This window comes from Pseudomonas sp. LB3P81 (assembly GCF_054897965.1).
Genome location: NZ_JBUBVG010000001.1, coordinates 4,641,596 through 4,662,835, shown reverse-complemented (window position 1 = coordinate 4,662,835; position 21,240 = coordinate 4,641,596). Strand labels below are relative to the sequence as shown.

Here is a 21,240-nt window from a genome sequence, read left to right as displayed (position 1 = left end):
AAAGGCCTCGCATTTGCGAGGCCTTTTATTTGGGCTTCAATCTGGTCAACTCTGCGGCCTCAGTCCTTGAGAAAGTCCGAACATGAACAGCAGTAAATCATGATCGGGTTGGGTTGCAACGGTTGCTTTGGCAACCCGCGGCATCGGACAACGCGCGTCCCCGTTCACTGAACTGAGGACTTGCGTGCGGGGCTGCTCCCAAGCCGCCACCGCCAGTGAAGCAACTGCCAAGGCTCCTATCAAGAACAAACCTCGTGCAATTTCGAGTTTCATTGCTTTAAACCTTTGATAGCGCTGCCAAACGCCATCTCATAAAGGTAGACGAGTTTCTTCCAGTCCGTCGTGCTGAACGACGAGTGGCGACGCAATTGCTTCAGGTCATGGGACGCGGCGAGACGGGCGGTCAAACGCCGACGGCATTTCTCCAGATCGATCAACGCAACGTCGACTTTCGCCGCCTCGCCCTCACCGGTAATCCGGACGAAGACGTGCTTGATGTAGAGGCAACTGTGCTGCCACCGCCCCTTGTGCATGCGCGCCAGGTTATCGGCCAGCTCCTTCAGCACACGATCGTGCACCGCCTCACCATGGCGCTCGCGACCACCACCTGCGTACCAGTGCTCGATTTCCTCGAAACCGTCCAGTGCCTTGGTCACCAGCAATGCGCGCCACTTGTGAACAGGATCGCGTTGCGCACCACAGAAAACGATTTCCGGAACACCCACGCCGATCAGACTCAACCCGATGAGCGCGTCCCGTTCGCGCAGCACCGTCGGCCGACCGAACGGGTGCAGCCAGCTGCGGTAGACATGCCCGGTCTGACGCTTGGCGTAGTACAGCTGTCCATCATTGCTCTTGACGCGTTGCACGCCACTTTCACCACCGCGACGAACGTTGGGCTCTTCAACCCATTCGCCGCGCTGGCTCCAGAAATAGTCGAAGCGATCCTTGGAAGCGATATCCGTATCTGCTGCGTATTGCACTGCCATCCTGTTACCTCTTGCGTAATACATAAACCCGCCACATGGCATAGAGCGGGATAAAGTCCAGTCGTTCCTGAATACGGAACCCCGCCTGCTCAAATTCCTTTTCGACCGTAGCAGCCGGTAACACAAAACGATTTTGGTAACCTGCATGCCCACGTTTTTCTTCAAGCCGCTTACGTCTCCAGGCTTTGAAATTGCCGTCGACCCATAACGAAAGGATCACGCTGTCACGGCTGACACGCTCGAACTCACGCAGAATGGCCAGTCGATGCTCGGCCTCACCAATGTGGTGCAGCAAACGCATGCAGAAAATGCTGTCGACGGCGTTATCAGGCAAAGCGATGTCGAATGCAGAAGTGTGCAAGGGTTGTACCCTTTTCACGACTTCGGCGGGCTGCGCTTGCAGAGCGATCTTGAGCATGGATTCGGAGTTGTCTGCACCGATAATCACGCGGTTGGATTTTTCCGCCAGCAAAGGCCAGAAACGTCCCGCACCACAGGGTAAATCGATGACCAGGCCGGGCTCGCCAGCCAACGTCAGTGCCTTGCGTACCAGTTGCTCGTCACGCCAATGGGACAGTCGACGGCCGAGGCCGTCCTTATGTTTTCGCAGGTATTTCTGAGCGTGTTGATCGTCGTACTTTTCGGAAAAATCGAGTTTGATCGGGCCGGCCATCATCAAGGACTCCTGAGCGTTTGATGACAACCACGATAGGTAGCGCCGTGTCAGCGTCAGGTCATGCCTTTGTGAAAAAATCGTCATGTAAAACCCCGAGCTATTTCGAGGTTTTACAGGGCGACAACGATGGCTGAGGGCCACCAAGGATAAGATCGCCGTAGGAGCTGCCGAAGGCTGCGATCTTTTGGGCCTAATCAAATATCCAGCTGACCCAACTCCACCTGAAAACGACAGCCATGGGGGTCCATGTTGGTCAGGCTGACGCTCCATCCCTGGTTTTCACAGATCCGCTGCACCAGCGACAGACCAAGCCCCAGGCCTTCGCCGCGTTTCTCGTTACCCCGCACGAAAGGCTCGAACATCGCTTCGCGCTTCTCTTCGGGAATGCCCACACCACTGTCTTCGACCATGAAACCCGATGACGTCAGAGTCAAGCGGATGAAGCCCCGTTCGGTGTAATGCAGCGCATTGCGCAACAGGTTGCCCATGACCGCATGCAGAAGGGTGGCGTTGTAGCAGGTGCTGGCCGGATTGCCCGGTTCGAACATCAGCGACAACCCTTTGGCCTCGATCGGTTCGCGCCACAGGTTGAGCAGCGCGTCGGCGACCTGGGCCAGCGATTGTTGCGGCGCCACGCCGACGTCTTCACGCTGGGCCCGGGCCAGCATCAGAAAGGTTTGCACCAGTTCACGCATCTCTTCGCAGGCACGGGCGATTCGCTCGACCTGAGCCCGTCCGCGCTGGTCGATGCCGGGGTTTTCCAGCAGCAGTTCACAGGAACTGGCCAGTACCATCAACGGGGTGCGCAATTCGTGACTGACGTCACTGGTGAACAAGCGCTCCCGGGTCAATGCCTGGCGCAGGCGCCCAAGGGTGGCGTCGAAGGCCACGGCCAGTTCGCCCACTTCATCGGCGGCATAGTCCGGTGCCAGCGGTGGCGCCAGCCCCAGCAACTGGTCGCGGTGGCGTACCTGACGAGCCAGCCGCACCACGGGCGCCATCACTTTGCGCGCCAGGATCCAGCCGAGGAATACCGCCAACGCCAGACTCAGGACGAAACCCACCAGCACCACGGCGAACAACACCCGCTCGCGCTCTTCGAAATCACTCTGGTCCTGCAGCAGCACATATCGCCGGCCATCGACGACTTCGACCATCGCGTGATAGGACAGCTGCTCCCGGAACACTTCGTGGAAACCCGGTTCGAGATGGCGCAGATCCTTGGGCAACTCGAAGTCGCCCGGCCCACCGCTGAAATAGAACAGCTGGTCCGGCTCGGGGCGGTGACTCCAGTCCGTGACACTGTCCATCAGCAGCAGGCGTTGCAAGTCACCGCCGAGGCCTGCCGAAATCAGTTTTTCTTCCACCAGGTGCACGGTCGCGACAATGCCCATGGCAAAAGCCCCGGCGACCAGTGCGCTCATCAGCGCAAAGGCGATGATGATCCGTTGAGCGAGGCTCTGTTTAAACTCCATCACGGCCCTCGGCCAAGCGATATCCCACACCGTGCACGGTTTGCAGCAAAGGCTTGGCGAACGGTTTGTCGATCACCTGACGCAATTGGTGGACGTGGCTGCGCAGGCTGTCGCTGTCCGGGCAATCATCGCCCCACAGGGCCTCTTCGAGAATTTCCCGGCGCAGGACGTGCGGGCTTTTCTGCATCAGCACGGCCAGCAACTTCAGGCCCACCGGGTTGAGTTTCAGCAAGCGACCTTCGCGGGTGACTTCCAGGGTATCGAGGTCGTAGCTCAGGTCGCCGACCTGCAAGGTGCGACGACCGCCGCCCTGTGCCCGACGCATCACCGCTTCGATCCGCGCGGCCAGTTCAGACAGGGCAAAGGGTTTGATCAGGTAGTCATCGGCGCCGGACTTGAAGCCTTGCAGGCGGTCGTCCAGTTGATCGCGGGCCGTGAGCATGATCACCGGCGTGTCGCGGCGGGCGTCTTCACGCAGGCGTTTGCACAGGGTGTAGCCGTCGATGCCGGGCAACATGATGTCGAGCACGATCAAATCGTAGTGCTCGGTGGCCGCCAGGTGCAGGCCTGACAAACCGTCCTGCGCGCAATCCACGGTGTAGCCCTTGAGCCCCAGGTAATCGGCCAGATTGGCCAGGATATCGCGGTTGTCTTCAACCAACAGAATGCGCATGGGCACCTCCTCCGTACACAGTAACGGCCGTCTTGGCCCGCGCAGCTTAAGGCCTGGCGTGGCGCAGGGCTAGGACTGTGTGCAGTTGAAAACTCTGCCAATAAACTTGTCGAGTCCTTAACGACTTTTTCACTATCGATTCACACAGAGGCGACACAACCGGGCTCACACTCCGCGCGGCTGCGCTCTCAAGAACATTTGACCGACCAAGGAACTGCCATGGTTTCGACCCCTGCCCGCCCCGCCTCTCGCCCGCTCAATTTCTGGGTGTGCCTGGGTGTTCCCGCCGTTGCGGCGATCATTCTGGTGCTGCTCGAACTGACGTCCCTGGACATGGACCTGGCCCGGTTGTTCTATGACCCGGCGGCCGGGGACTTCATCGGGCGCCACAGTTACTTCCTCGAAAACATCCTGCATGACCGCGCCAAGCAAGTAGTCATCGCTTTCTCGGTGTTCGCCATCTTCGGTTTCATCGGTGCCTTTTTCATCGACAGGCTCAAACCGTTCAAACGGGAACTGGGCTGCCTGGTGCTGTCCCTGGGACTGTCGACATCCTTTGTCACGCCGGTCAAAGCGGTGACGGCGGTTCAATGCCCGTGGAGTCTGGAGCAATTCGGCGGTCATGAAACCTACAGCGAACTGCTCAGCCCGCGCCCACCCACCGACAAACCCGGCCGTTGCTGGCCCGGCGGGCATGCCGCGACCGGTTTCACGCTGTTTGCGTTGTTCTTTGTGCTGCGGGACCGGCGTCCGCGTCTGGCGCGTAAAGCCTTTATCTTTGCCTTCGCGCTGGGCACGGTGTTTTCCGTGAGCCGGATGATGCAGGGGGCACACTTCTTCTCGCACAACGTGTGGACGGCGATTTTCTGCTGGGTGATTTGTCTGGGGTCGTATTACTACATCCTGTATCGACCGGCGTTGAAGGCTGACCGAGTAACCAGAGCAGAACCGGTTAGCGCCTGAGACACAGATCAAAAATGTGGGAGCAAGCCCGCTCCCACATTTGACCGATGCGGCCTCTCGATCGGGTAAATCCAGGCAATAAAAAACCCCGCCTGCTTTCGCAGGCGGGGTTTTTTGTACGGGGTAAGGCTGGCTTACATCATGCCGCCCATGCCGCCCATACCGCCCATGTCTGGCATGCCGCCGCCAGCTGGTGCGTCGTCCTTGATCTCGGCGATCATGGCTTCGGTGGTGATCATCAGGCTGGCAATCGACGAAGCCGCTTGCAGAGCCGAACGAGTCACTTTGGCCGGGTCCAGGATACCCATTTCGATCATGTCGCCGTATTCGCCGGTGGCAGCGTTGTAACCGTAGTTACCCGAACCCTGCTTGACCTTGTCGACAACTACGCTTGGCTCGTCGCCGGAGTTGGCAACGATCTGGCGCAGTGGCGCTTCAACAGCGCGACGCAGCAACTGGATGCCAACGTTCTGGTCATCGTTGTCGCCTTTCAGCTCGGAGATTGCCTGCAGAGCGCGAACCAGTGCCACGCCGCCGCCAGGTACCACGCCTTCTTCAACGGCTGCACGGGTAGCGTGCAGGGCGTCTTCAACGCGGGCTTTCTTCTCTTTCATTTCAACTTCGGAACCAGCGCCAACCTTGATCACTGCAACGCCGCCGGACAGCTTGGCCAGACGCTCTTGCAGTTTTTCACGGTCGTAGTCGGACGAAGTGTCGGCCACTTGCTGACGGATCTGCAGAACGCGAGCCTGGATGTCAGCCTCAACGCCGGCACCGTCGATCACGGTGGTGTTTTCTTTGGACAGGATCACGCGCTTGGCATTACCCAGGTGTTCCAGGGTAGTGCTTTCCAGGCTCAGACCGATCTCTTCGGAGATAACGGTACCGCCAGTCAGGACAGCGATGTCCTGCAGCATGGCCTTGCGACGGTCGCCGAAGCCTGGAGCCTTGACGGCTGCGACTTTAACGATGCCACGCATGTTGTTCACAACCAGAGTCGCCAGGGCTTCGCCTTCAACGTCTTCGGCCACGATCAGCAGTGGACGGCCGGCTTTGGCAACGGCTTCCAGCACTGGCAGCATTTCGCGGATGTTCGAGATCTTTTTGTCGACCAGCAGGATCAGCGGACCGTCGAGCTCGGCAGTCATGGTCTCTGGCTTGTTGACGAAGTACGGGGACAGGTAGCCACGGTCGAACTGCATGCCTTCAACAACCGACAGTTCGTTTTCCAGGCCCGAGCCTTCTTCAACGGTGATCACGCCTTCTTTACCGACTTTTTCCATGGCTTCGGCAATGATGTCGCCGATGGAGTTGTCGGAGTTGGCCGAGATGGTGCCGACCTGAGCGATGGCCTTGGTGTCAGCGCAAGGCTTGGACAGGGCTTTCAGCTCTTTGACGATCGCGATGGTCGCTTTGTCGATACCGCGCTTGAGGTCCATCGGGTTCATGCCGGCAGCGACGGCTTTCAGGCCTTCGTTGACGATCGACTGAGCCAGAACGGTAGCGGTGGTGGTGCCGTCGCCTGCGTCATCGTTGGCACGGGAGGCAACGTCTTTGACCAGCTGCGCGCCCATGTTTTCGAAGCGGTCTTTCAGCTCGATTTCTTTGGCAACGGACACGCCGTCCTTGGTGATGGTCGGAGCGCCGAAGCTCTTCTCGATGATCACGTTACGGCCTTTAGGGCCCAGGGTCGCTTTTACCGCGTCAGCCAGGACGTTGACACCGGCGAGCATTTTCTTGCGGGCGGAATCGCCGAATTTAACTTCTTTAGCAGCCATGATCGATATTCCTTAAATACTTTGTAGTAACGGGAAAATGAGCGGGGAATCAGCCTTCGACAACAGCGAGGATTTCACTCTCGCCGATAACCAGCAGGTCTTCGCCGTCAACTTTCACGGTGTTGCTGCCGGAGTAAGGGCCGAACACAACCTTGTCACCCACTTTCACGGACAGCGCACGCACTTCACCGTTGTCCAGAACTTTGCCTGGGCCTACGGCGAGAACTTCGCCCTGGTTTGGCTTTTCAGCAGCCGAACCTGGCAGGACGATACCGCCAGCGGTTTTCTTTTCTTCTTCGCTGCGACGGACGACGACGCGGTCATGCAGAGGACGAAGCTTCATTGTCGATCTCTCCTAATTGTGGTTTTCATCGGCCGGTGTAGTCCCGGCGGGTTTAACAAATCCGGCGGTGCCGGGTGCGGTTCGTCGAGCGAACCGCGGAAGTCTGTCTGGCGTGATCGCCAGAAACCTTGCGGTGACCGTTACATAAGGGCGCATAAGCTTATTACAAGGGCGGGGATCGAAATTTTTTACATCAATGCCCCGAAAACGAACACGGCACCCGAAGGTGCCGTGCAGGTGGAACGATTTACTTGGTATCCCGGTGTTCGAACTCGCCTTCGATCACGTCGGGCTCACGGCCCAGCGGCTCGCGGGGAACAGGACCACCACGTGGCTGAAGATCATCGGCGAACGCACGCTGACGGATTGCCGCCTCTTCGGCGCGCTGGCGCATTTTATTGGCCAGCAACCGACGGGAGATCGGCAGCAACATGATCAGACCCAGCACGTCAGTGACGAAGCCCGGCAGGATCAACAGACCACCGGCCAGAGCCAGCATCAGGCCTTCGAGCATGGTCTGGGCTGGCTGCTCGCCGCGGTTCAGGCTTTCACGCGCACGCAACGCAGTGGCCAGGCCGGCGATACGCAGCACGAACACGCCGAGCATCGAGCCGAGAATGACCAGCAGCAGGGCCGGGAAAAACCCGATCGCCCCGCTCACCTTGACGAATACGAACAGCTCCAACACCGGAAACAGTACAAAGAGCAATAAAAAAGGGCGCATCAAATGGTTCCTCAACGCAAGAATGCCTTGCCAGTCTTCCCTAAATGACGTCGCCATTGCGTGAATTCAAGCGTCAGCCACTTCATTTTTCGGCCAATGCTCGGCGTGAGCCAGGAAAACCAAGGCTTCGCGGACTTGTGTCGGCGTATTACATGGCGCTTGAAACGGTAGCCAGTAGAGTCCCTGACCGATGCGCAGGTGCATGCCTTCAGTGTCGATCCCGGCCAATTGCGCTGGCTCGGTTTTCGGCAGGCCGGCGAGTTCGACATAGTGGGCGATGGCTTTGGCGTGATCGGCATTCATGTGCTCGACCATGCTCACTTCCGCCTTGCCCGCGAAGGGATTGGCCAGTGTCAGCTGATCGACCCAGTGAATCGCGCCGAAGCCACCGATGTAACGGTGACGCACTGACTTGAGCACCCAGAAATCGAAATCGTGGGCCTTGTGGTAGCTCTGCGAGTCCGGGAAATAGCGGTAGTAGCGCTCGGCTGCCGCTTCGATAGCGGCCTCGTCCTCGAGCTTTTCTGCTTCGGCGAGGTAGGTCAGGCGACCAACGGCTTGCACGTCTTCAGCCTCGCGCTCACCCACAAACAGTGAGCATTTCGGGTCTTTTTGCAGGTTATGGGTGTGCTGGGCGATGCGGCTGATCAGGATCAGCGGCCGGCCCTGCCCGTCCAGGCAATACGGGACCACGGAGCCAAACGGGAAACCGGGCATCGCCTTGGAATGCGTCGAAAGCACTCCACGGTATTCCTTGAGAAGCAATTCTCGTGCATTCTTGGCCGCTTCAGCGCTCAATTTATGACTCCTTTTATAGAATTCGTCTAAAAAACGGACAGGCGACTGGTGAAAGTTCCAGCCCGCCATTGGGGCAGTTCTCGTGTGCAACCAGGCCACATTCGGTGCAGATCGAGAGATTCGCTTGAAGGAAGACCACTCCAACCTATTACCGGGGCATATGAATGAAAATCACTGACAAAGTAATCATTATCACCGGCGGTTGCCAAGGCTTAGGCCGTTCGATGGCCGAGTATTTCGCCGACAAAGGCGCGAAGCTTGCGTTGGTTGACCTGAATCAGGAAAAGCTCGACGACGCCGTTGCCGCGTGCAAGGCCAAGGGTGTCGAGGCTCGCGCCTACCTGTGTAACGTCGCCGATGAAGAGCAAGTGACGCACATGGTTGCCCAGGTGGCCGAGGATTTCGGCGCGATTCATGGCCTGATCAATAACGCCGGGATCCTGCGCGACGGCCTGCTACTCAAGGTCAAGGACGGTGAAATCACCAAGATGAGCCTGGCTCAATGGCAGGCGGTGATCGACGTCAACCTGACCGGCGTGTTCCTGTGCACCCGTGAAGTCGCGGCGAAAATGGTCGAACTGAACACCAGCGGCGCGATCATCAATATCTCGTCGATCTCCCGTGCCGGCAACGTCGGTCAGACCAACTACTCCGCCGCCAAGGCCGGTGTCGCGGCGGCGACCGTGACCTGGGCGAAGGAACTGGCGCGCTATGGCATTCGCGTGGCGGGTATTGCGCCCGGTTTTATCGAAACCGAGATGACGTTGGGCATGAAGCCTGAAGCGCTGGACAAGATAACGTCCGTGATTCCGCTCAAGCGCATGGGCAAACCGGAAGAGATCGCCCTTTCGGCGGCGTACATTTTCGAGAATGACTACTACACCGGTCGGATTCTGGAAATGGATGGCGGGTTGCGGATCTAAAGCAAGATCACAAGATCGCAGCCTCGCTTCGCTCGACAGCTCCTACATGGATTGGCTTACACCTGTAGGAGCTGTCGAGCGAAGCGAGGCTGCGATCTTTTTTCATAGAATCAATCGTCGCTGATGGTGATGTTTGGCATCGCCGGCGATACCGCTTCCTGCAACACGATTCGCGCGCCGACGTGGCGGGCGAGTTCCTGATACACCATCGCAATCTGGCTGTCCGGCTCGGCGATCACCGTTGGCTTGCCGCCATCGGCCTGCTCGCGAATGACCATCGACAGTGGCAACGACGCCAGCAGTTCGACGCCGTATTGATTGGCCAGCTTCACGCCACCGCCCTCACCGAACAGATGCTCGGCATGCCCGCAGTTCGAGCAGATGTGCACGGCCATGTTTTCCACCACGCCCAGTACCGGGATGTTGACCTTGCGGAACATCTCCACGCCTTTGCGCGCGTCCAGCAACGCCAGGTCTTGCGGAGTGGTGACGATGACGGCACCGGCCACCGGGACTTTCTGCGCCAGGGTCAGCTGGATGTCGCCGGTGCCTGGCGGCATGTCGATGACCAGGTAATCCAGATCGCCCCACGCCGTTTGTGTCACCAGTTGCAGCAACGCGCCGGAGACCATCGGCCCGCGCCAGACCATCGGGGTGTTGTCGTCGGTCAGGAATGCCATGGACATCACTTCGACGCCATGGGACTCGATCGGCACGAACCACTTCTGATCCTTGACCTTTGGTCGGGTGCCTTCAGGAATGCCGAACATGATGCCCTGACTCGGACCGTAGATGTCCGCGTCAAGGATCCCGACCTTGGCGCCTTCGCGGGCCAGGGCCAACGCGAGGTTGGCGGCGGTGGTGGATTTGCCCACGCCCCCCTTGCCGGACGCCACGGCCACGACGTTCTTGACGTTGGCCAGCCCCGGAATCTGTGCCTGCGCCTTGTGCGCGGCGATCACACTGGTGATATCAACACGGGCGCCGGTAACGCCGTCGAGGCCTTCGATGGCCATTTGCAGCATCTGCGCCCAGCCACTTTTGAACAGGCCGGCGGCGTAACCCAACTCCAGCTGGACGCTGACGCGATCACCCTGGATGTCGATGTTGCGCACGCACCCGGCGCTGACCGGGTCCTGGTTCAGGTAAGGGTCGGTGTACTGGCGAAGGACGGCTTCCACCGCTGCGCGATTGACGGCGCTCATGGGCAACTCCGATAGCAAGACTGGAAAATCAGGCGGGTATCCTAACCGTTCTACGTCATAGACGGCATGCCCGCCGATGATTTGTGGCAAACACATCCCTGTGGCGAGGGAGCTTGCTCCCGCTCGACTGCGCAGCAGTCGTAATCAAGCTGACACGTTCCTTCTGTCGGAACCGGGTTGTAGGGTTTGGGGTGGCTTCGCCACCCAGCGGGAGCAAGCTCCCTCGCCACAGTTTTGGCAGGCGATGCATCCGGAAACAGGCACACGGGGTGAAAAATATGCGCCGGCGCTTTATAGTGGCCGACCTCCGTTTCATCAAGTAGCCGAGCCCCATGTCCGAGCCACGCAAGATCCTCGTCACCAGCGCCCTGCCCTATGCCAATGGTTCGATCCATCTTGGCCACATGCTGGAATACATCCAGACCGATATGTGGGTGCGTTTCCAGAAGCATCGCGGCAATCAATGCATTTATGTCTGCGCCGACGACGCCCACGGTTCGGCCATCATGCTGCGCGCGGAAAAGGAAGGCATCACCCCGGAACAACTGATCGCCAACGTCCAGGCTGAACACAGCGCCGACTTTGCCGAGTTCCTGGTGGACTTCGACAACTTCCACTCCACTCACGCCGAAGAAAACCGTGAGCTGTCGAGCCAGATCTACCTGAAGCTGCGCGACGCCGGGCACATCGCCCAGCGCTCGATCACTCAGTATTTCGACCCGGAAAAGAAAATGTTCCTGGCCGACCGCTTCATCAAGGGCACCTGCCCGAAATGCGGCACCGAAGACCAGTACGGCGACAACTGCGAAAAATGCGGTGCAACTTATGCACCGACCGACCTGAAGGATCCGAAGTCGGCGATCTCCGGCGCCACCCCGGTGCTCAAGGATTCCCAGCACTTCTTCTTCAAGCTGCCGGACTTCCAGGAAATGCTGCAAGCCTGGACCCGCAGCGGCACCCTGCAAGACGCCGTCGCCAACAAGATCGCCGAATGGCTGGATGCCGGCCTACAACAGTGGGACATCTCCCGCGATGCGCCGTACTTCGGTTTCGAAATTCCAGGCGAGCCAGGCAAGTACTTCTACGTTTGGCTGGACGCGCCGATCGGCTACATGGCCAGCTTCAAGAACCTGTGCAACCGTACGCCGGAGCTGGATTTCGATGCGTTCTGGGGCAAGGACTCCACGGCCGAGCTGTACCACTTCATCGGCAAGGACATCGTCAACTTCCACGCCCTGTTCTGGCCAGCGATGCTCGAAGGCGCCGGTTACCGTAAACCGACCGGCATCAACGTGCACGGCTACCTGACCGTCAACGGCCAGAAAATGTCCAAGTCCCGTGGCACCTTCATCAAGGCCCGGACCTACCTCGACCACCTGTCGCCGGAATACCTGCGCTACTACTACGCGGCCAAGCTGGGCCGTGGCGTCGATGACCTCGACCTGAACCTCGAAGACTTCGTGCAGAAGGTCAACTCCGACCTGGTCGGCAAAGTCGTCAACATCGCCAGCCGTTGTGCCGGTTTCATCCAAAAAGGCAATGCCGGTGTGCTGGTGGCGGGTAACGCCGCGCCGGAACTGACCGAAGCCTTCCTCGCCGCAGCACCAAGCATCGCCGAGGCCTACGAGGCTCGCGACTTTGCCCGTGCCATGCGCGAGATCATGGGCCTGGCCGACCGCGCCAACGCCTGGATCGCCGACAAGGCGCCGTGGTCGCTGAACAAACAGGAAGGCAAGCACGACGAAGTCCAGGCCATCTGCGCCCTGGGCATCAACCTGTTCCGCCAGTTGGTGATTTTCCTCAAGCCTGTGCTTCCGTTGCTGGCCGCCGATGCCGAGGCGTTCCTGAACGTCGCGCCGCTGACCTGGGACGACCACGCGACCTTGCTCAGCAACCACCAGTTGAACGAGTTCAAACCGCTGATGACCCGTATCGACCCGGTGAAAGTGCAAGCCATGACCGACGCTTCGAAAGAAGACCTGACCGCCAGCCAGACCGACACCGGCGAAGCGGCACCTGCCGGCAACGGCGAACTGGCCAAGGATCCACTGTCGCCGGAGATCGAGTTCGATACGTTTGCCGCAGTCGACCTGCGCGTCGCGCTGATCCTCAAGGCCGAAGCCGTGGAAGGTGCTGACAAACTGCTGCGCCTGACCCTCGACATCGGTGATGAGCAACGCAACGTGTTTTCCGGAATCAAGAGCGCTTATCCGGATCCGTCCAAGCTCGATGGTCGCCTGACCATGATGATCGCCAACCTCAAGCCACGGAAAATGAAGTTCGGTATCTCCGAAGGCATGGTGATGGCTGCCGGCCCTGGCGGTGAAGAAATCTACCTGCTCAGCCCCGACAGCGGTGCCAAGCCGGGTCAGCGCATCAAGTAAGGTTCTGCGGTAAACCGATCCCACAGTCGTGCCCGGCGCGACTGTGGGATTTTCATGTCTGGCCCATAATGTCTCTGAAGTCGGGCTTCACCTTGTAGGAGCTGCCGCAGGCTGCGATCTTTTGATCTTAAAAACGCAAGATCAAAAGATCGCAGCCTGCGGCAGCTCCTACAGAGTTATCCAGCAACCAGCAATAATGTGTGGATACTGACGATCATGACCGAGATTGTTCTTACGCTTATCAGCGCTGCCCTGATCAACAACTTCGTGTTGCACTGGCCGCTGGGCGTCGATCCGCTACTGAGCGCCGAGCGCCGTCAGGTGCATGCGCTGGGCATCGCGACGACGTGCCTGATGCTGATCGTCGGCATGCTCGGTCATGCCCTCTACCACTGGCTGCTGGTGCCGCTGGGCTTGAGTTCGTTGGGTTTGTTCGTGTTTTTACCACTGAGCGTTTTGCTGATCGCGCCGCTGCTGACACTGCTGCCGAAGCTATTTTCAACGCTTTCGTTCGAAGGTCTCTGGCCATTGCTTCTCGGCAATGCCGGCGTCCTGGGGCTGGCGCTGATCAATGTGCGGGACGACAAGGGATTTTTCCACGCCACAGCCCTGAGCCTCGGCGGCGGGCTGGGCTTCTGGCTGGTGCTGAGTCTGTTCTGCGACTTGCGCCAGCGCACCCTCGACAACGATGTTCCCCTGCCCTTTCGCGGCCTGCCGATCGACCTGATCGGCGCCGGACTGATCGCAGTGGTTTTTCTCGGATTCAGCGGACTGATCAAAACATGAGTCTGATTCAACTCATCGACGCCCTTTTGCCGCAGACCCAGTGCGGCAAGTGTGGCCACCCCGGATGCAAGCCGTACGCCGAGGGCATCGCAAGCGGCGAGCCGATCAACAAGTGCCCGCCCGGTGGCAGCGAAACCATCTCGGCACTGGCCGATTTGCTGAAAGTGCCGGTGCTGGAACTGGATGTCAGCCGCGGTTCGGCCCCGGCGCAACTTGCCTACATCCGCGAGGCCGAGTGCATCGGCTGCACCAAATGCATTCAGGCCTGTCCGGTAGACGCCATCGTCGGCGCGGCGAAATTGATGCACACGGTGATCATCGACGAATGCACCGGTTGCGACCTCTGTGTGGCGCCCTGCCCGGTGGATTGCATCGAGATGCGGCCGTTGCCGCTGGCCACCGTATTACCGATTGTCGGAGGCCTGGCGTTCAGCCCTGAAGAACAACAAGCCCGTGCCGCCAAACGCAATCACGCACGGCGCCGTTTTGAACAGCGCAATGCGCGCTTGCGCCGTGAGGAAGAACAGAAACTCGCCGAGCGTCAGGCCCGGGCACATCGCGCGGTGCAGCACACTGAAGTGACGACGCTCGACCCGGTTCAGGCCGCGCTGGAAAGGGTCCGCGCGCAAAAAGCAGCTAATGCCGATGCAGCGCTGAAGAAAGCCAAGGTCGATCTGGCAATGAGCCGGGCGCAACTGAACAAGTCGCTCAAGGCGTTCGGGCATCCGCCGACTTTCGAACAGCAATCGCAACTGATTGTCCTGCAACAGCAGTTCGAAGCGGCCGAACAAGCTTTGGCGCAGTTGGAAAGCAGCGCACCGCCCGCCGCTGCGCCCACTGCTCCAGTGAAGGACGCCGAGTTGAAACGGGCGAAAATCCAGTTAGCCATGCGCCGCGCCGAACTCAAGAAAGCCCAAACCAGCGAAGCGCCAGCCGAGCAGATCGAAGCCTTGGAACGCGCACTCGGCGACGCCGAAAAAGCCCTCCACGTCGCCGAGGCTGCGAGCGAACAACCTTTACCTGACCTGGCGCGCGTTGAAAAACGCCCCATCGACAGCCAGCTTCGCCAGTTGAAAACCGAATTGGCCTACGCTCGTGCCGACGTCAGCAAACTCGAACGGCGCACCGACACCCCCGCCGAGTTAATGGACAAGGCGCGCGCTCGTCTGCAGGAAGCCGAGCGTCAGGTGGATGCCTATGTCGCCCCTTGAATCGGTCGACGAGCGCCTGCAGCAGGCCATGAAGCTGGTGTTGCTGGCCACCGTGCCGGGAATGCTGGTGTTGTTCTGGTTGTATGGCTGGGGCGTTTTGATCAACCTGATTCTGGCCGGCTTGACCGCGTTGGCCGTTGAAGCGGCAGTGTTGCAACTGCGCAAGCGGGAGCTCAAACCCACCTTGAGCGACGGCAGCGCGCTGGTCAGTGCGACGTTGCTGGCTTTGGCCTTGCCACCGTATTGCCCGTGGTGGCTGACAGTCTGTGCCGCGGCGTTCGCGCTGTTCGGCAAACAGCTGTATGGCGGAGTCGGAAAAAATCCGTTCAACCCGGCGATGCTTGGTTTTGCCCTGGTGCTGGTGACGTTTCCCCAGCAGATGACCCATTGGCCGTCGTCCCACGGCATGGACCTGCTCGGCGGTTTGCAGCAGGTGTTCGGTTTCAGCCTCAGCCAGACGCCGGATGCCTGGGTCCAGGCCACGGCGCTGGACAGCTTGCGAATCAACAAAAGCCTGACCATGGACGAACTCTTCGCTGGCAATCCGGCCTTCGGCCACTTCGGCGCGCGCGGTGTGGAATGGGTCAACCTGGCCTTTCTGGCGGGCGGCGTGTTTCTGCTGCAACGGCGGGTGTTCAGCTGGCATGCGCCGGTCGGCATGCTTGCCAGCCTGTTCGTCATCAGCCTGCTGTGCTGGAACGGGTCGGGTTCCGATTCCCATGGCTCGCCACTGTTTCATCTGCTCACCGGCGCGAGCATGCTGGGTGCATTCTTTATCGTCACAGAACCGGTGTCCGGCGCAAAAAGCCCTGGCGCCCGACTGTTGTTCGGCGCGGGTGTGGGGCTGCTGACTTACCTGATTCGTACGTGGGGCGGTTATCCGGACGGCGTGGCGTTTGCGGTGCTGCTGATGAACCTCTGCGTGCCGGCACTGGACCGGTTTGTCGCGTCGAGACAGGAGCGTGCTACGCCATGAGCCGAGTGTCGAGCGTAGTGATTCTGGTGCTGCTGGCTGGCCTGGGGACTGGCGCGACTTACCTTGTGCAGCAGAGCAGCGCGCCACGCATTGCGACCGAACAGCGGCTGATCGACAGCCGTAATCTGCTGGACCTGCTGCCCGCTGACAGTTACGACAATCAACCGCTGGAACAACCGTTGCGCCTCGACGATGCCGTGTTGACCAACAGCACATTGCAAGGCGGCTACCTGGCAACCAAGGCCGGCCAACCCAGTATCGTTTTGTTGCGCAGTCAGGCATTGGGTTATGCGGGCAGCATCGACTTGTTGATCGCCATCGGCGCAAACGGCAAGTTGGTGGGCGTCAAAACCCTCAAGCAATCCGAGACTCCGGGGCTGGGCGCTCGAATCGCCGACTGGCCGAATGCCTGGCTCAATGACTTTGCCGGCAAGTCGCGAAGCGAACCGGCCGACAATGGCTGGGCGTTGAAAAAGGATCAGGGCCAGTTCGATCAGATCGCAGGCGCGACCATCACTTCAAGAGCCGTTATCAACGCTATCCACGACGCCTTGCGCTACTTCGATGAACATCGGCAACAGTTGACCGGGAACAGTCCCCATGAATAAGTCATCGACGCTGCAGAATTCGCTGATGCTCGCGCCGCTGATCGGCGCCACCGACTCATGGATGACCGCGCTGGGCCTGTGGTTGATGTTTATTGTGGTGATCAGTGCTTACGGCGTCGGCATGGCGGCCCTGCGACCACGACTTGTCCCGTCTGCCCGATTGTTTGCCGGCATTTTGCTGGCTGCCACACTGACCAGTTGTGCGGAAATGGCCGCACAAGTCTGGTCACTCAAATGGCACCAGCAGGTGGGAATCTATGCCGGACTGATCGCCTTGCAATGTGTCGTTCTTGACCACACGGGCTTTTTCCAGAACCCATTGCGGGATCGTCTTCGCCTGTGTGGCCTGTTCGGCGCGCTGATGGTGGGCTTGGCCCTGCTGCGCGAACTCATCGGCAATGGAGGCCTGCACCTGGCCACTCTGGTCCCAGGTGGATTCATTCTGTTGGGGCTGGTGATCGCTGCCTGGCAGGCCTGGCCTCGCCCGAATCCCTCACACTGACCGCTTTCGAGGAAACGCACTGCCCATGAATGCTGCAAAACGTCTGGAAATTTTCCGCAGGCTGCATGAAGACAACCCGGAACCGAAGACCGAACTGGCCTACTCCTCGCCCTTCGAATTGCTGATTTCCGTAATTCTCTCAGCGCAATCGACCGATGTCGGCGTGAACAAGGCCACTGCCAGGCTCTATCCGGTGGCGAATACGCCGGCCTCCATCTATGCCTTGGGTGTCGAAGGATTATCGGAATACATCAAGACCATCGGCTTGTTCAACAGCAAGGCAAAAAACGTAATCGAGACCTGTCGCTTGCTGGTGGAACGCCATGGAGGCGAAGTACCACAGACCCGCGAGGAGCTGGAAGCGCTACCCGGCGTGGGCCGCAAAACCGCCAACGTGGTGCTCAATACAGCCTTCCGCCAACTGACCATGGCCGTGGACACCCACATTTTCCGGGTCAGTAACCGTACCGGCATTGCGCCGGGTAAAAACGTGGTCGAGGTCGAGAAAAAACTGATGAAGTTTGTGCCCAAGGAATATCTGCTCGATTCCCACCACTGGCTGATTCTTCACGGACGTTACGTCTGCCTGGCCCGCAAGCCCCGTTGTGGCAGTTGCCGGATCGAAGACCTGTGCGAATACAAGCACAAGACTTCGGACGATTGAGGCGCTATTAGGTTTTTTGATTTACCGATTGAAAAAATCTTTTTTACCCGCAGAGCGATTATCGCTATAAGGAGCGCCAAAGGCAGTCTTCGCCTGGAGCTAACCTTATGAGTACTGGCAAAGAGCAATTGGACGTAGAAGAAGACTTCACACCCGTTGAGGCCGATGACGCGGAACCGGTGGTTGAAGTGGCAAAGACCAACCTGAACAAACGCCGCACGATCGACAACCTGCTGGAGGAGCGCCGACTGCAAAAACAGTTGGCCGATTACGATTTTGACCTATGACACCTGAAAGCCTCCCGAAACGGAGGCTTTTTTTTAAGTGCGAAACCTCGAAAACGCCCATTTACCAAGCCCCGTGAGCGCTGGTGCATTCACACCAGGCCATTGCGTTGAGCCAGTTCGATCAAGTCCACCAGGGATCGCGCATTGAGTTTCAACAACAGGCGAGTCTTGTAAGTACTGACGGTTTTATTACTGAGGAACATTCCATCGGCAATTTCCTTATTGGTCTTGCCTCGGGCCAACTGTTGCAAAACCATCATTTCTCGCCCTGACAGACGATCCACCATATCGGCTTCACTGGCGTTCCCCAGACTGGAACGCACTGTATGCAAGGCTTGATTGGGAAAATAACTATAGCCTGACAATACAGCCTTTATTGCACTGAGCAACTCAGTGAGATCCTGTTGCTTGCAAACATATCCGGCAGCACCAGACTGCATGCAACGCATCGAAAAATGTCCAGGCGCCTGAGAAGTCAATATCAGTACTTTCATTGGCATTGCTGTCGAGACGAGGCGCGCAATGACTTCCAGTCCATCCAGCTTCGGTATTCCTATATCCAGAATGACAATATCCGGCATATGTTCACGAGCCAGTTGTAATGCATCCACGCCATTATCTGTTTCTGCAATGACTTCGTAGCCATGACGTTCCATCAGCATACGTACCGCAAGACGAATGACGGGGTGATCATCCACGATCAGCACTTTATTCATGGGCAAGTCCAATTTTCGCTGTTCGAATTTTTAGAGCCCGCACAATAGCCTAGTCGTTTCACCCATGGCATGCCGCCCCCCCCGGCCACCTGCACCGAGAGACATTCCCTACAAACAACGCGGATTTTTCTTACAAGAAATCTTCGAGACCAGCGCGTCGAAAACTTTATTTGCTTTATGACATCCAACTCTCCAACAATTTTTTGTATCAATTTACAAAAAGAAAACCAAAACAACAAATTGATAACGGTGATCCGACGTGACCCTACAGTTGAGCTACTCTTCACGAAAAGCGGAACTTCAGGGCTTGCACGACGCCCTGAAAGAAACACACATAAAACCTTACAGCAAAAGGACCCCAATAATCCAACCAGCATAAAACAGATATAGGCTAACTATAAATCAACAGCTAATATCAATACTGCACAACCAAACCATTACCCATTAACCAAATGAGAAAAGATAAACTTATATGAGTACAAAACATGATCAAACTAAAACAAAGAATCACCAACCCCATGACAGTCATCGCAATATTCGCAACACTGTCTGAAGCATCGGCAGCGGTTTCTCTGCCCTTCCTCGACAACAAGGAGCGAGAGATCTATATCTGGTTTTTGATCAGCTTTCCTTTTTATTTGCTTCTTCTGTTCTTTGCCACACTCAACTTCAATTATCGATCGCTCTATGCACCGTCCGATTTTGAGAAAGGAAAGCATTTCATAAAAGTCATGGACAATGCCGAGCGTCCGGATGTTGCTCAAGGCATGCATGGCGAGAACGGCGTACGGGAAAACCTCTCGGTCCAGCACTACATCGAGTTGCCCGAGCGACTGAAGGATTTGCACATCATTGATGCGCGATGGATGAACAGAAAAATGGAATTCCGCGAGCTACTGGAAAGGATTCGGTTACCCAAGGGAGATTCGACACAAGCAGTCGTGTTTCTCACCAGTGCCGAATCAGAGAATTTACTGAAAGAAAGCGCGCTCAAATTTTTCAGGCACGTAAAGAATCGCAGCGGCGCACCGTTTTGCATTGCTTACAATGTGAGCTCACGCGACGTGACGGTCATTGATCAACTCGCCAACTGACACACAAGGTCAGTCGCTTTTCAGGATCAATGGAGAGAAGCAGGCGGGAATAGCGTTTACAAAACAAGAAAGATGAATCGCAATGTCAGAAAGAAAACCCCTATTTTCAAATTTGTGGCCTTGTCGAAAACAAGGCCACAAATTCCATCAAGGCGTTAGAAACTTCAGAAAAGCTTCCGCCCCTTGTTCGCCGCGATACGCATGCGCAGGGCGTTCAGCTTGATGAAGCCGGCCGCATCCGCCTGGTTGTAGGCGCCGCCATCTTCTTCAAATGTCGCAATATTGGCGTCGAACAACGATTCGTCGGACTTGCGGCCAGTGACGATCACGTTGCCCTTGTACAGCTTCAGGCGCACAACGCCGTTCACGTGTGCCTGGGAAGCATCGATCATCTGTTGCAGCATCAGACGCTCAGGGCTCCACCAGTAACCTGTGTAGATCAGGCTGGCGTATTTAGGCATCAACTCGTCTTTGAGGTGAGCCACTTCGCGGTCCAGGGTGATCGATTCGATCGCACGGTGAGCGCGCAGCATGATGGTGCCGCCCGGGGTTTCGTAGCAACCACGGGACTTCATGCCCACGTAACGGTTCTCGACGATGTCGAGGCGGCCGATACCGTGCTCGCCACCGATACGGTTCAGGGTCGCCAGCACGGTGGCCGGGGTCATTTCGACGCCGTCCAGTGCAACGATGTCGCCGTTGCGGTAGGTCAGTTCCAGGTACTGCGCCTTGTCAGGAGCCTTCTCCGGGGAGACGGTCCATTTCCACATGTCTTCTTCGTGCTCGGTCCAGGTGTCTTCCAGCACGCCGCCTTCATAGGAGATGTGCAGCAAGTTGGCATCCATCGAGTACGGGGATTTTTTCTTGCCGTGACGCTCGATCGGGATGTTGTGCTTTTCAGCGTAATCCATCAGCTTTTCACGGGACAGCAGGTCCCATTCGCGCCACGGTGCAATCACTTTTACACCTGGCTTCAGGGCGTAGGCGCCCAGTTCGAAACGAACCTGGTCGTTGCCTTTGCCGGTGGCGCCGTGGGAAATGGCGTCAGCGCCGGTTTCGTTGGCGATTTCGATCAGGCGCTTGGCGATCAACGGACGAGCGATGGAAGTACCCAGCAGGTACTCGCCTTCGTAAACGGTGTTGGCGCGGAACATCGGGAAAACGAAATCGCGCACGAATTCTTCGCGCAGATCGTCGATGTAGATCTCTTTCACGCCCATGGCCTGAGCCTTGGCGCGTGCAGGTTCGACCTCTTCGCCCTGACCCAGGTCAGCGGTGAAGGTCACGACTTCACAGTTATAAGTATCCTGCAGCCACTTGAGGATCACCGAAGTGTCCAGGCCGCCGGAATACGCCAGAACGACCTTGTTTACGTCCGCCATGCCATCACTCCACGGGGTTCTACGGAAAGCCGTCAAGTCTACCGCTCATGCAGGGTAATTTACAGAGGCGCGACAGCTTATGA

The 21,240-nt window shown here is 58.0% G+C and carries 22 protein-coding genes and 1 pseudogene; 11 read left to right on the top strand and 12 right to left on the bottom strand.

The window, feature by feature from the left end:
* Nucleotides 1-45: 45 nt before the first annotated feature.
* The 5 genes from ACYZTL_RS21650 to colR all read right to left on the bottom strand — a co-directional run bounded on the left by ACYZTL_RS21650 (nt 46) and on the right by colR (nt 3,813).
* Nucleotides 46-273 (bottom strand): hypothetical protein, encoded by a 228-nt coding sequence (locus tag ACYZTL_RS21650; RefSeq protein ID WP_253431340.1) that lies wholly within the window; start codon nt 271-273, stop codon nt 46-48.
* Complete coding sequence (locus ACYZTL_RS21645; RefSeq protein ID WP_461953446.1) at nt 270-989, bottom strand: lipopolysaccharide kinase InaA family protein; 720 nt, start codon at nt 987-989, stop codon at nt 270-272. Before ACYZTL_RS21645 ends, ACYZTL_RS21650 begins: the two co-directional genes overlap by 4 nt.
* A gap of 4 nt (nt 990-993) precedes the next feature.
* Nucleotides 994-1,662, bottom strand: a complete 669-nt coding sequence (locus ACYZTL_RS21640) for a class I SAM-dependent methyltransferase (protein WP_461954352.1) — start codon at nt 1,660-1,662, stop codon at nt 994-996.
* A 197-nt stretch (nt 1,663-1,859) separates the two neighbouring features.
* Nucleotides 1,860-3,140 (bottom strand): sensor histidine kinase, encoded by a 1,281-nt coding sequence (locus tag ACYZTL_RS21635; RefSeq protein ID WP_461953445.1) that lies wholly within the window; start codon nt 3,138-3,140, stop codon nt 1,860-1,862.
* Nucleotides 3,130-3,813 carry a two-component system response regulator ColR gene (colR, locus tag ACYZTL_RS21630; protein ID WP_008032118.1) on the bottom strand — a complete coding sequence of 228 codons (684 nt, stop codon included), beginning with the start codon at nt 3,811-3,813 and terminating at the stop codon, nt 3,130-3,132. The genes ACYZTL_RS21635 and colR overlap by 11 nt, the downstream gene beginning before the upstream one ends.
* A gap of 219 nt (nt 3,814-4,032) precedes the next feature.
* Here colR and ACYZTL_RS21625 point away from each other — a divergent pair, with 219 nt between their 5' ends.
* Complete coding sequence (locus ACYZTL_RS21625; RefSeq protein WP_461953444.1) at nt 4,033-4,776, top strand: phosphatase PAP2 family protein; 744 nt, start codon at nt 4,033-4,035, stop codon at nt 4,774-4,776.
* A gap of 134 nt (nt 4,777-4,910) precedes the next feature.
* On the opposite strand, the gene groL is transcribed toward ACYZTL_RS21625, so the two are convergent.
* The 4 genes from groL to ACYZTL_RS21605 form a co-directional block, all read right to left on the bottom strand.
* A complete protein-coding gene (gene groL, locus ACYZTL_RS21620) occupies nt 4,911-6,554 on the bottom strand; it encodes a chaperonin GroEL (protein ID WP_027922861.1) in 1,644 nt (547 codons plus the stop codon).
* Between the two features lie 49 nt (nt 6,555-6,603).
* Entirely contained in the window at nt 6,604-6,897 is a 294-nt protein-coding gene (locus ACYZTL_RS21615) for a co-chaperone GroES (protein ID WP_007948593.1), read from the bottom strand.
* A gap of 247 nt (nt 6,898-7,144) precedes the next feature.
* Entirely contained in the window at nt 7,145-7,621 is a 477-nt protein-coding gene (locus ACYZTL_RS21610; RefSeq protein ID WP_461953443.1) for an FxsA family protein, read from the bottom strand.
* A 66-nt stretch (nt 7,622-7,687) separates the two neighbouring features.
* Nucleotides 7,688-8,419 (bottom strand): HugZ family pyridoxamine 5'-phosphate oxidase, encoded by a 732-nt coding sequence (locus ACYZTL_RS21605; RefSeq protein ID WP_461953442.1) that lies wholly within the window; start codon nt 8,417-8,419, stop codon nt 7,688-7,690.
* A 164-nt stretch (nt 8,420-8,583) separates the two neighbouring features.
* Here ACYZTL_RS21605 and ACYZTL_RS21600 point away from each other — a divergent pair, with 164 nt between their 5' ends.
* The gene (locus tag ACYZTL_RS21600) at nt 8,584-9,342 is read left to right on the top strand and encodes an SDR family oxidoreductase (protein WP_461953441.1); all 759 of its coding nucleotides are present in this window, start codon (nt 8,584-8,586) and stop codon (nt 9,340-9,342) included.
* Between the two features lie 110 nt (nt 9,343-9,452).
* Here the strand turns inward: ACYZTL_RS21600 and apbC are convergent, their stop codons facing one another.
* On the bottom strand, nt 9,453-10,547 hold the full coding sequence (apbC, locus tag ACYZTL_RS21595) for an iron-sulfur cluster carrier protein ApbC (protein ID WP_461953440.1): 1,095 nt from the start codon (nt 10,545-10,547) through the stop codon (nt 9,453-9,455).
* A 332-nt stretch (nt 10,548-10,879) separates the two neighbouring features.
* Between apbC and metG the strand changes: the two genes are divergently transcribed.
* The 8 genes and pseudogenes from metG to ACYZTL_RS21555 all read left to right on the top strand — a co-directional run bounded on the left by metG (nt 10,880) and on the right by ACYZTL_RS21555 (nt 17,965).
* Nucleotides 10,880-12,931 carry a methionine--tRNA ligase gene (gene metG / locus ACYZTL_RS21590; protein WP_461953439.1) on the top strand — a complete coding sequence of 684 codons (2,052 nt, stop codon included), beginning with the start codon at nt 10,880-10,882 and terminating at the stop codon, nt 12,929-12,931.
* A 216-nt stretch (nt 12,932-13,147) separates the two neighbouring features.
* On the top strand, nt 13,148-13,717 hold the full coding sequence (locus ACYZTL_RS21585) for an Rnf-Nqr domain containing protein (RefSeq protein ID WP_461953438.1): 570 nt from the start codon (nt 13,148-13,150) through the stop codon (nt 13,715-13,717).
* Between the two features lie 17 nt (nt 13,718-13,734).
* A pseudogene (gene rsxB, locus ACYZTL_RS21580) lies at nt 13,735-14,109 on the top strand (electron transport complex subunit RsxB); the annotation flags it as partial.
* A gap of 805 nt (nt 14,110-14,914) precedes the next feature.
* Nucleotides 14,915-15,904, top strand: a complete 990-nt coding sequence (locus ACYZTL_RS21575; RefSeq protein ID WP_461953437.1) for an RnfABCDGE type electron transport complex subunit D — start codon at nt 14,915-14,917, stop codon at nt 15,902-15,904.
* A complete protein-coding gene (locus ACYZTL_RS21570) occupies nt 15,901-16,512 on the top strand; it encodes an RnfABCDGE type electron transport complex subunit G (protein WP_461953436.1) in 612 nt (203 codons plus the stop codon). Before ACYZTL_RS21575 ends, ACYZTL_RS21570 begins: the two co-directional genes overlap by 4 nt.
* Nucleotides 16,505-17,014 carry an Rnf-Nqr domain containing protein gene (locus ACYZTL_RS21565; protein ID WP_461953435.1) on the top strand — a complete coding sequence of 170 codons (510 nt, stop codon included), beginning with the start codon at nt 16,505-16,507 and terminating at the stop codon, nt 17,012-17,014. Before ACYZTL_RS21570 ends, ACYZTL_RS21565 begins: the two co-directional genes overlap by 8 nt.
* A gap of 25 nt (nt 17,015-17,039) precedes the next feature.
* Nucleotides 17,040-17,678 carry an endonuclease III gene (nth, locus tag ACYZTL_RS21560; RefSeq protein ID WP_461953434.1) on the top strand — a complete coding sequence of 213 codons (639 nt, stop codon included), beginning with the start codon at nt 17,040-17,042 and terminating at the stop codon, nt 17,676-17,678.
* 107 nt (nt 17,679-17,785) lie between these two features.
* Nucleotides 17,786-17,965, top strand: coding sequence for a PA3496 family putative envelope integrity protein (locus ACYZTL_RS21555; protein ID WP_461953433.1), 180 nt, complete (start codon nt 17,786-17,788; stop codon nt 17,963-17,965).
* Between the two features lie 89 nt (nt 17,966-18,054).
* On the opposite strand, the gene ACYZTL_RS21550 is transcribed toward ACYZTL_RS21555, so the two are convergent.
* Nucleotides 18,055-18,681, bottom strand: a complete 627-nt coding sequence (locus tag ACYZTL_RS21550; protein WP_461953432.1) for a response regulator — start codon at nt 18,679-18,681, stop codon at nt 18,055-18,057.
* 485 nt (nt 18,682-19,166) lie between these two features.
* Between ACYZTL_RS21550 and ACYZTL_RS21545 the strand changes: the two genes are divergently transcribed.
* Nucleotides 19,167-19,775, top strand: a complete 609-nt coding sequence (locus ACYZTL_RS21545) for a hypothetical protein (RefSeq protein ID WP_461953431.1) — start codon at nt 19,167-19,169, stop codon at nt 19,773-19,775.
* Nucleotides 19,776-19,939: 164 nt separating this feature from the next.
* On the opposite strand, the gene ACYZTL_RS21540 is transcribed toward ACYZTL_RS21545, so the two are convergent.
* The gene (locus ACYZTL_RS21540) at nt 19,940-21,157 is read right to left on the bottom strand and encodes an argininosuccinate synthase (protein WP_007898502.1); all 1,218 of its coding nucleotides are present in this window, start codon (nt 21,155-21,157) and stop codon (nt 19,940-19,942) included.
* Nucleotides 21,158-21,240 lie beyond the last annotated feature (83 nt).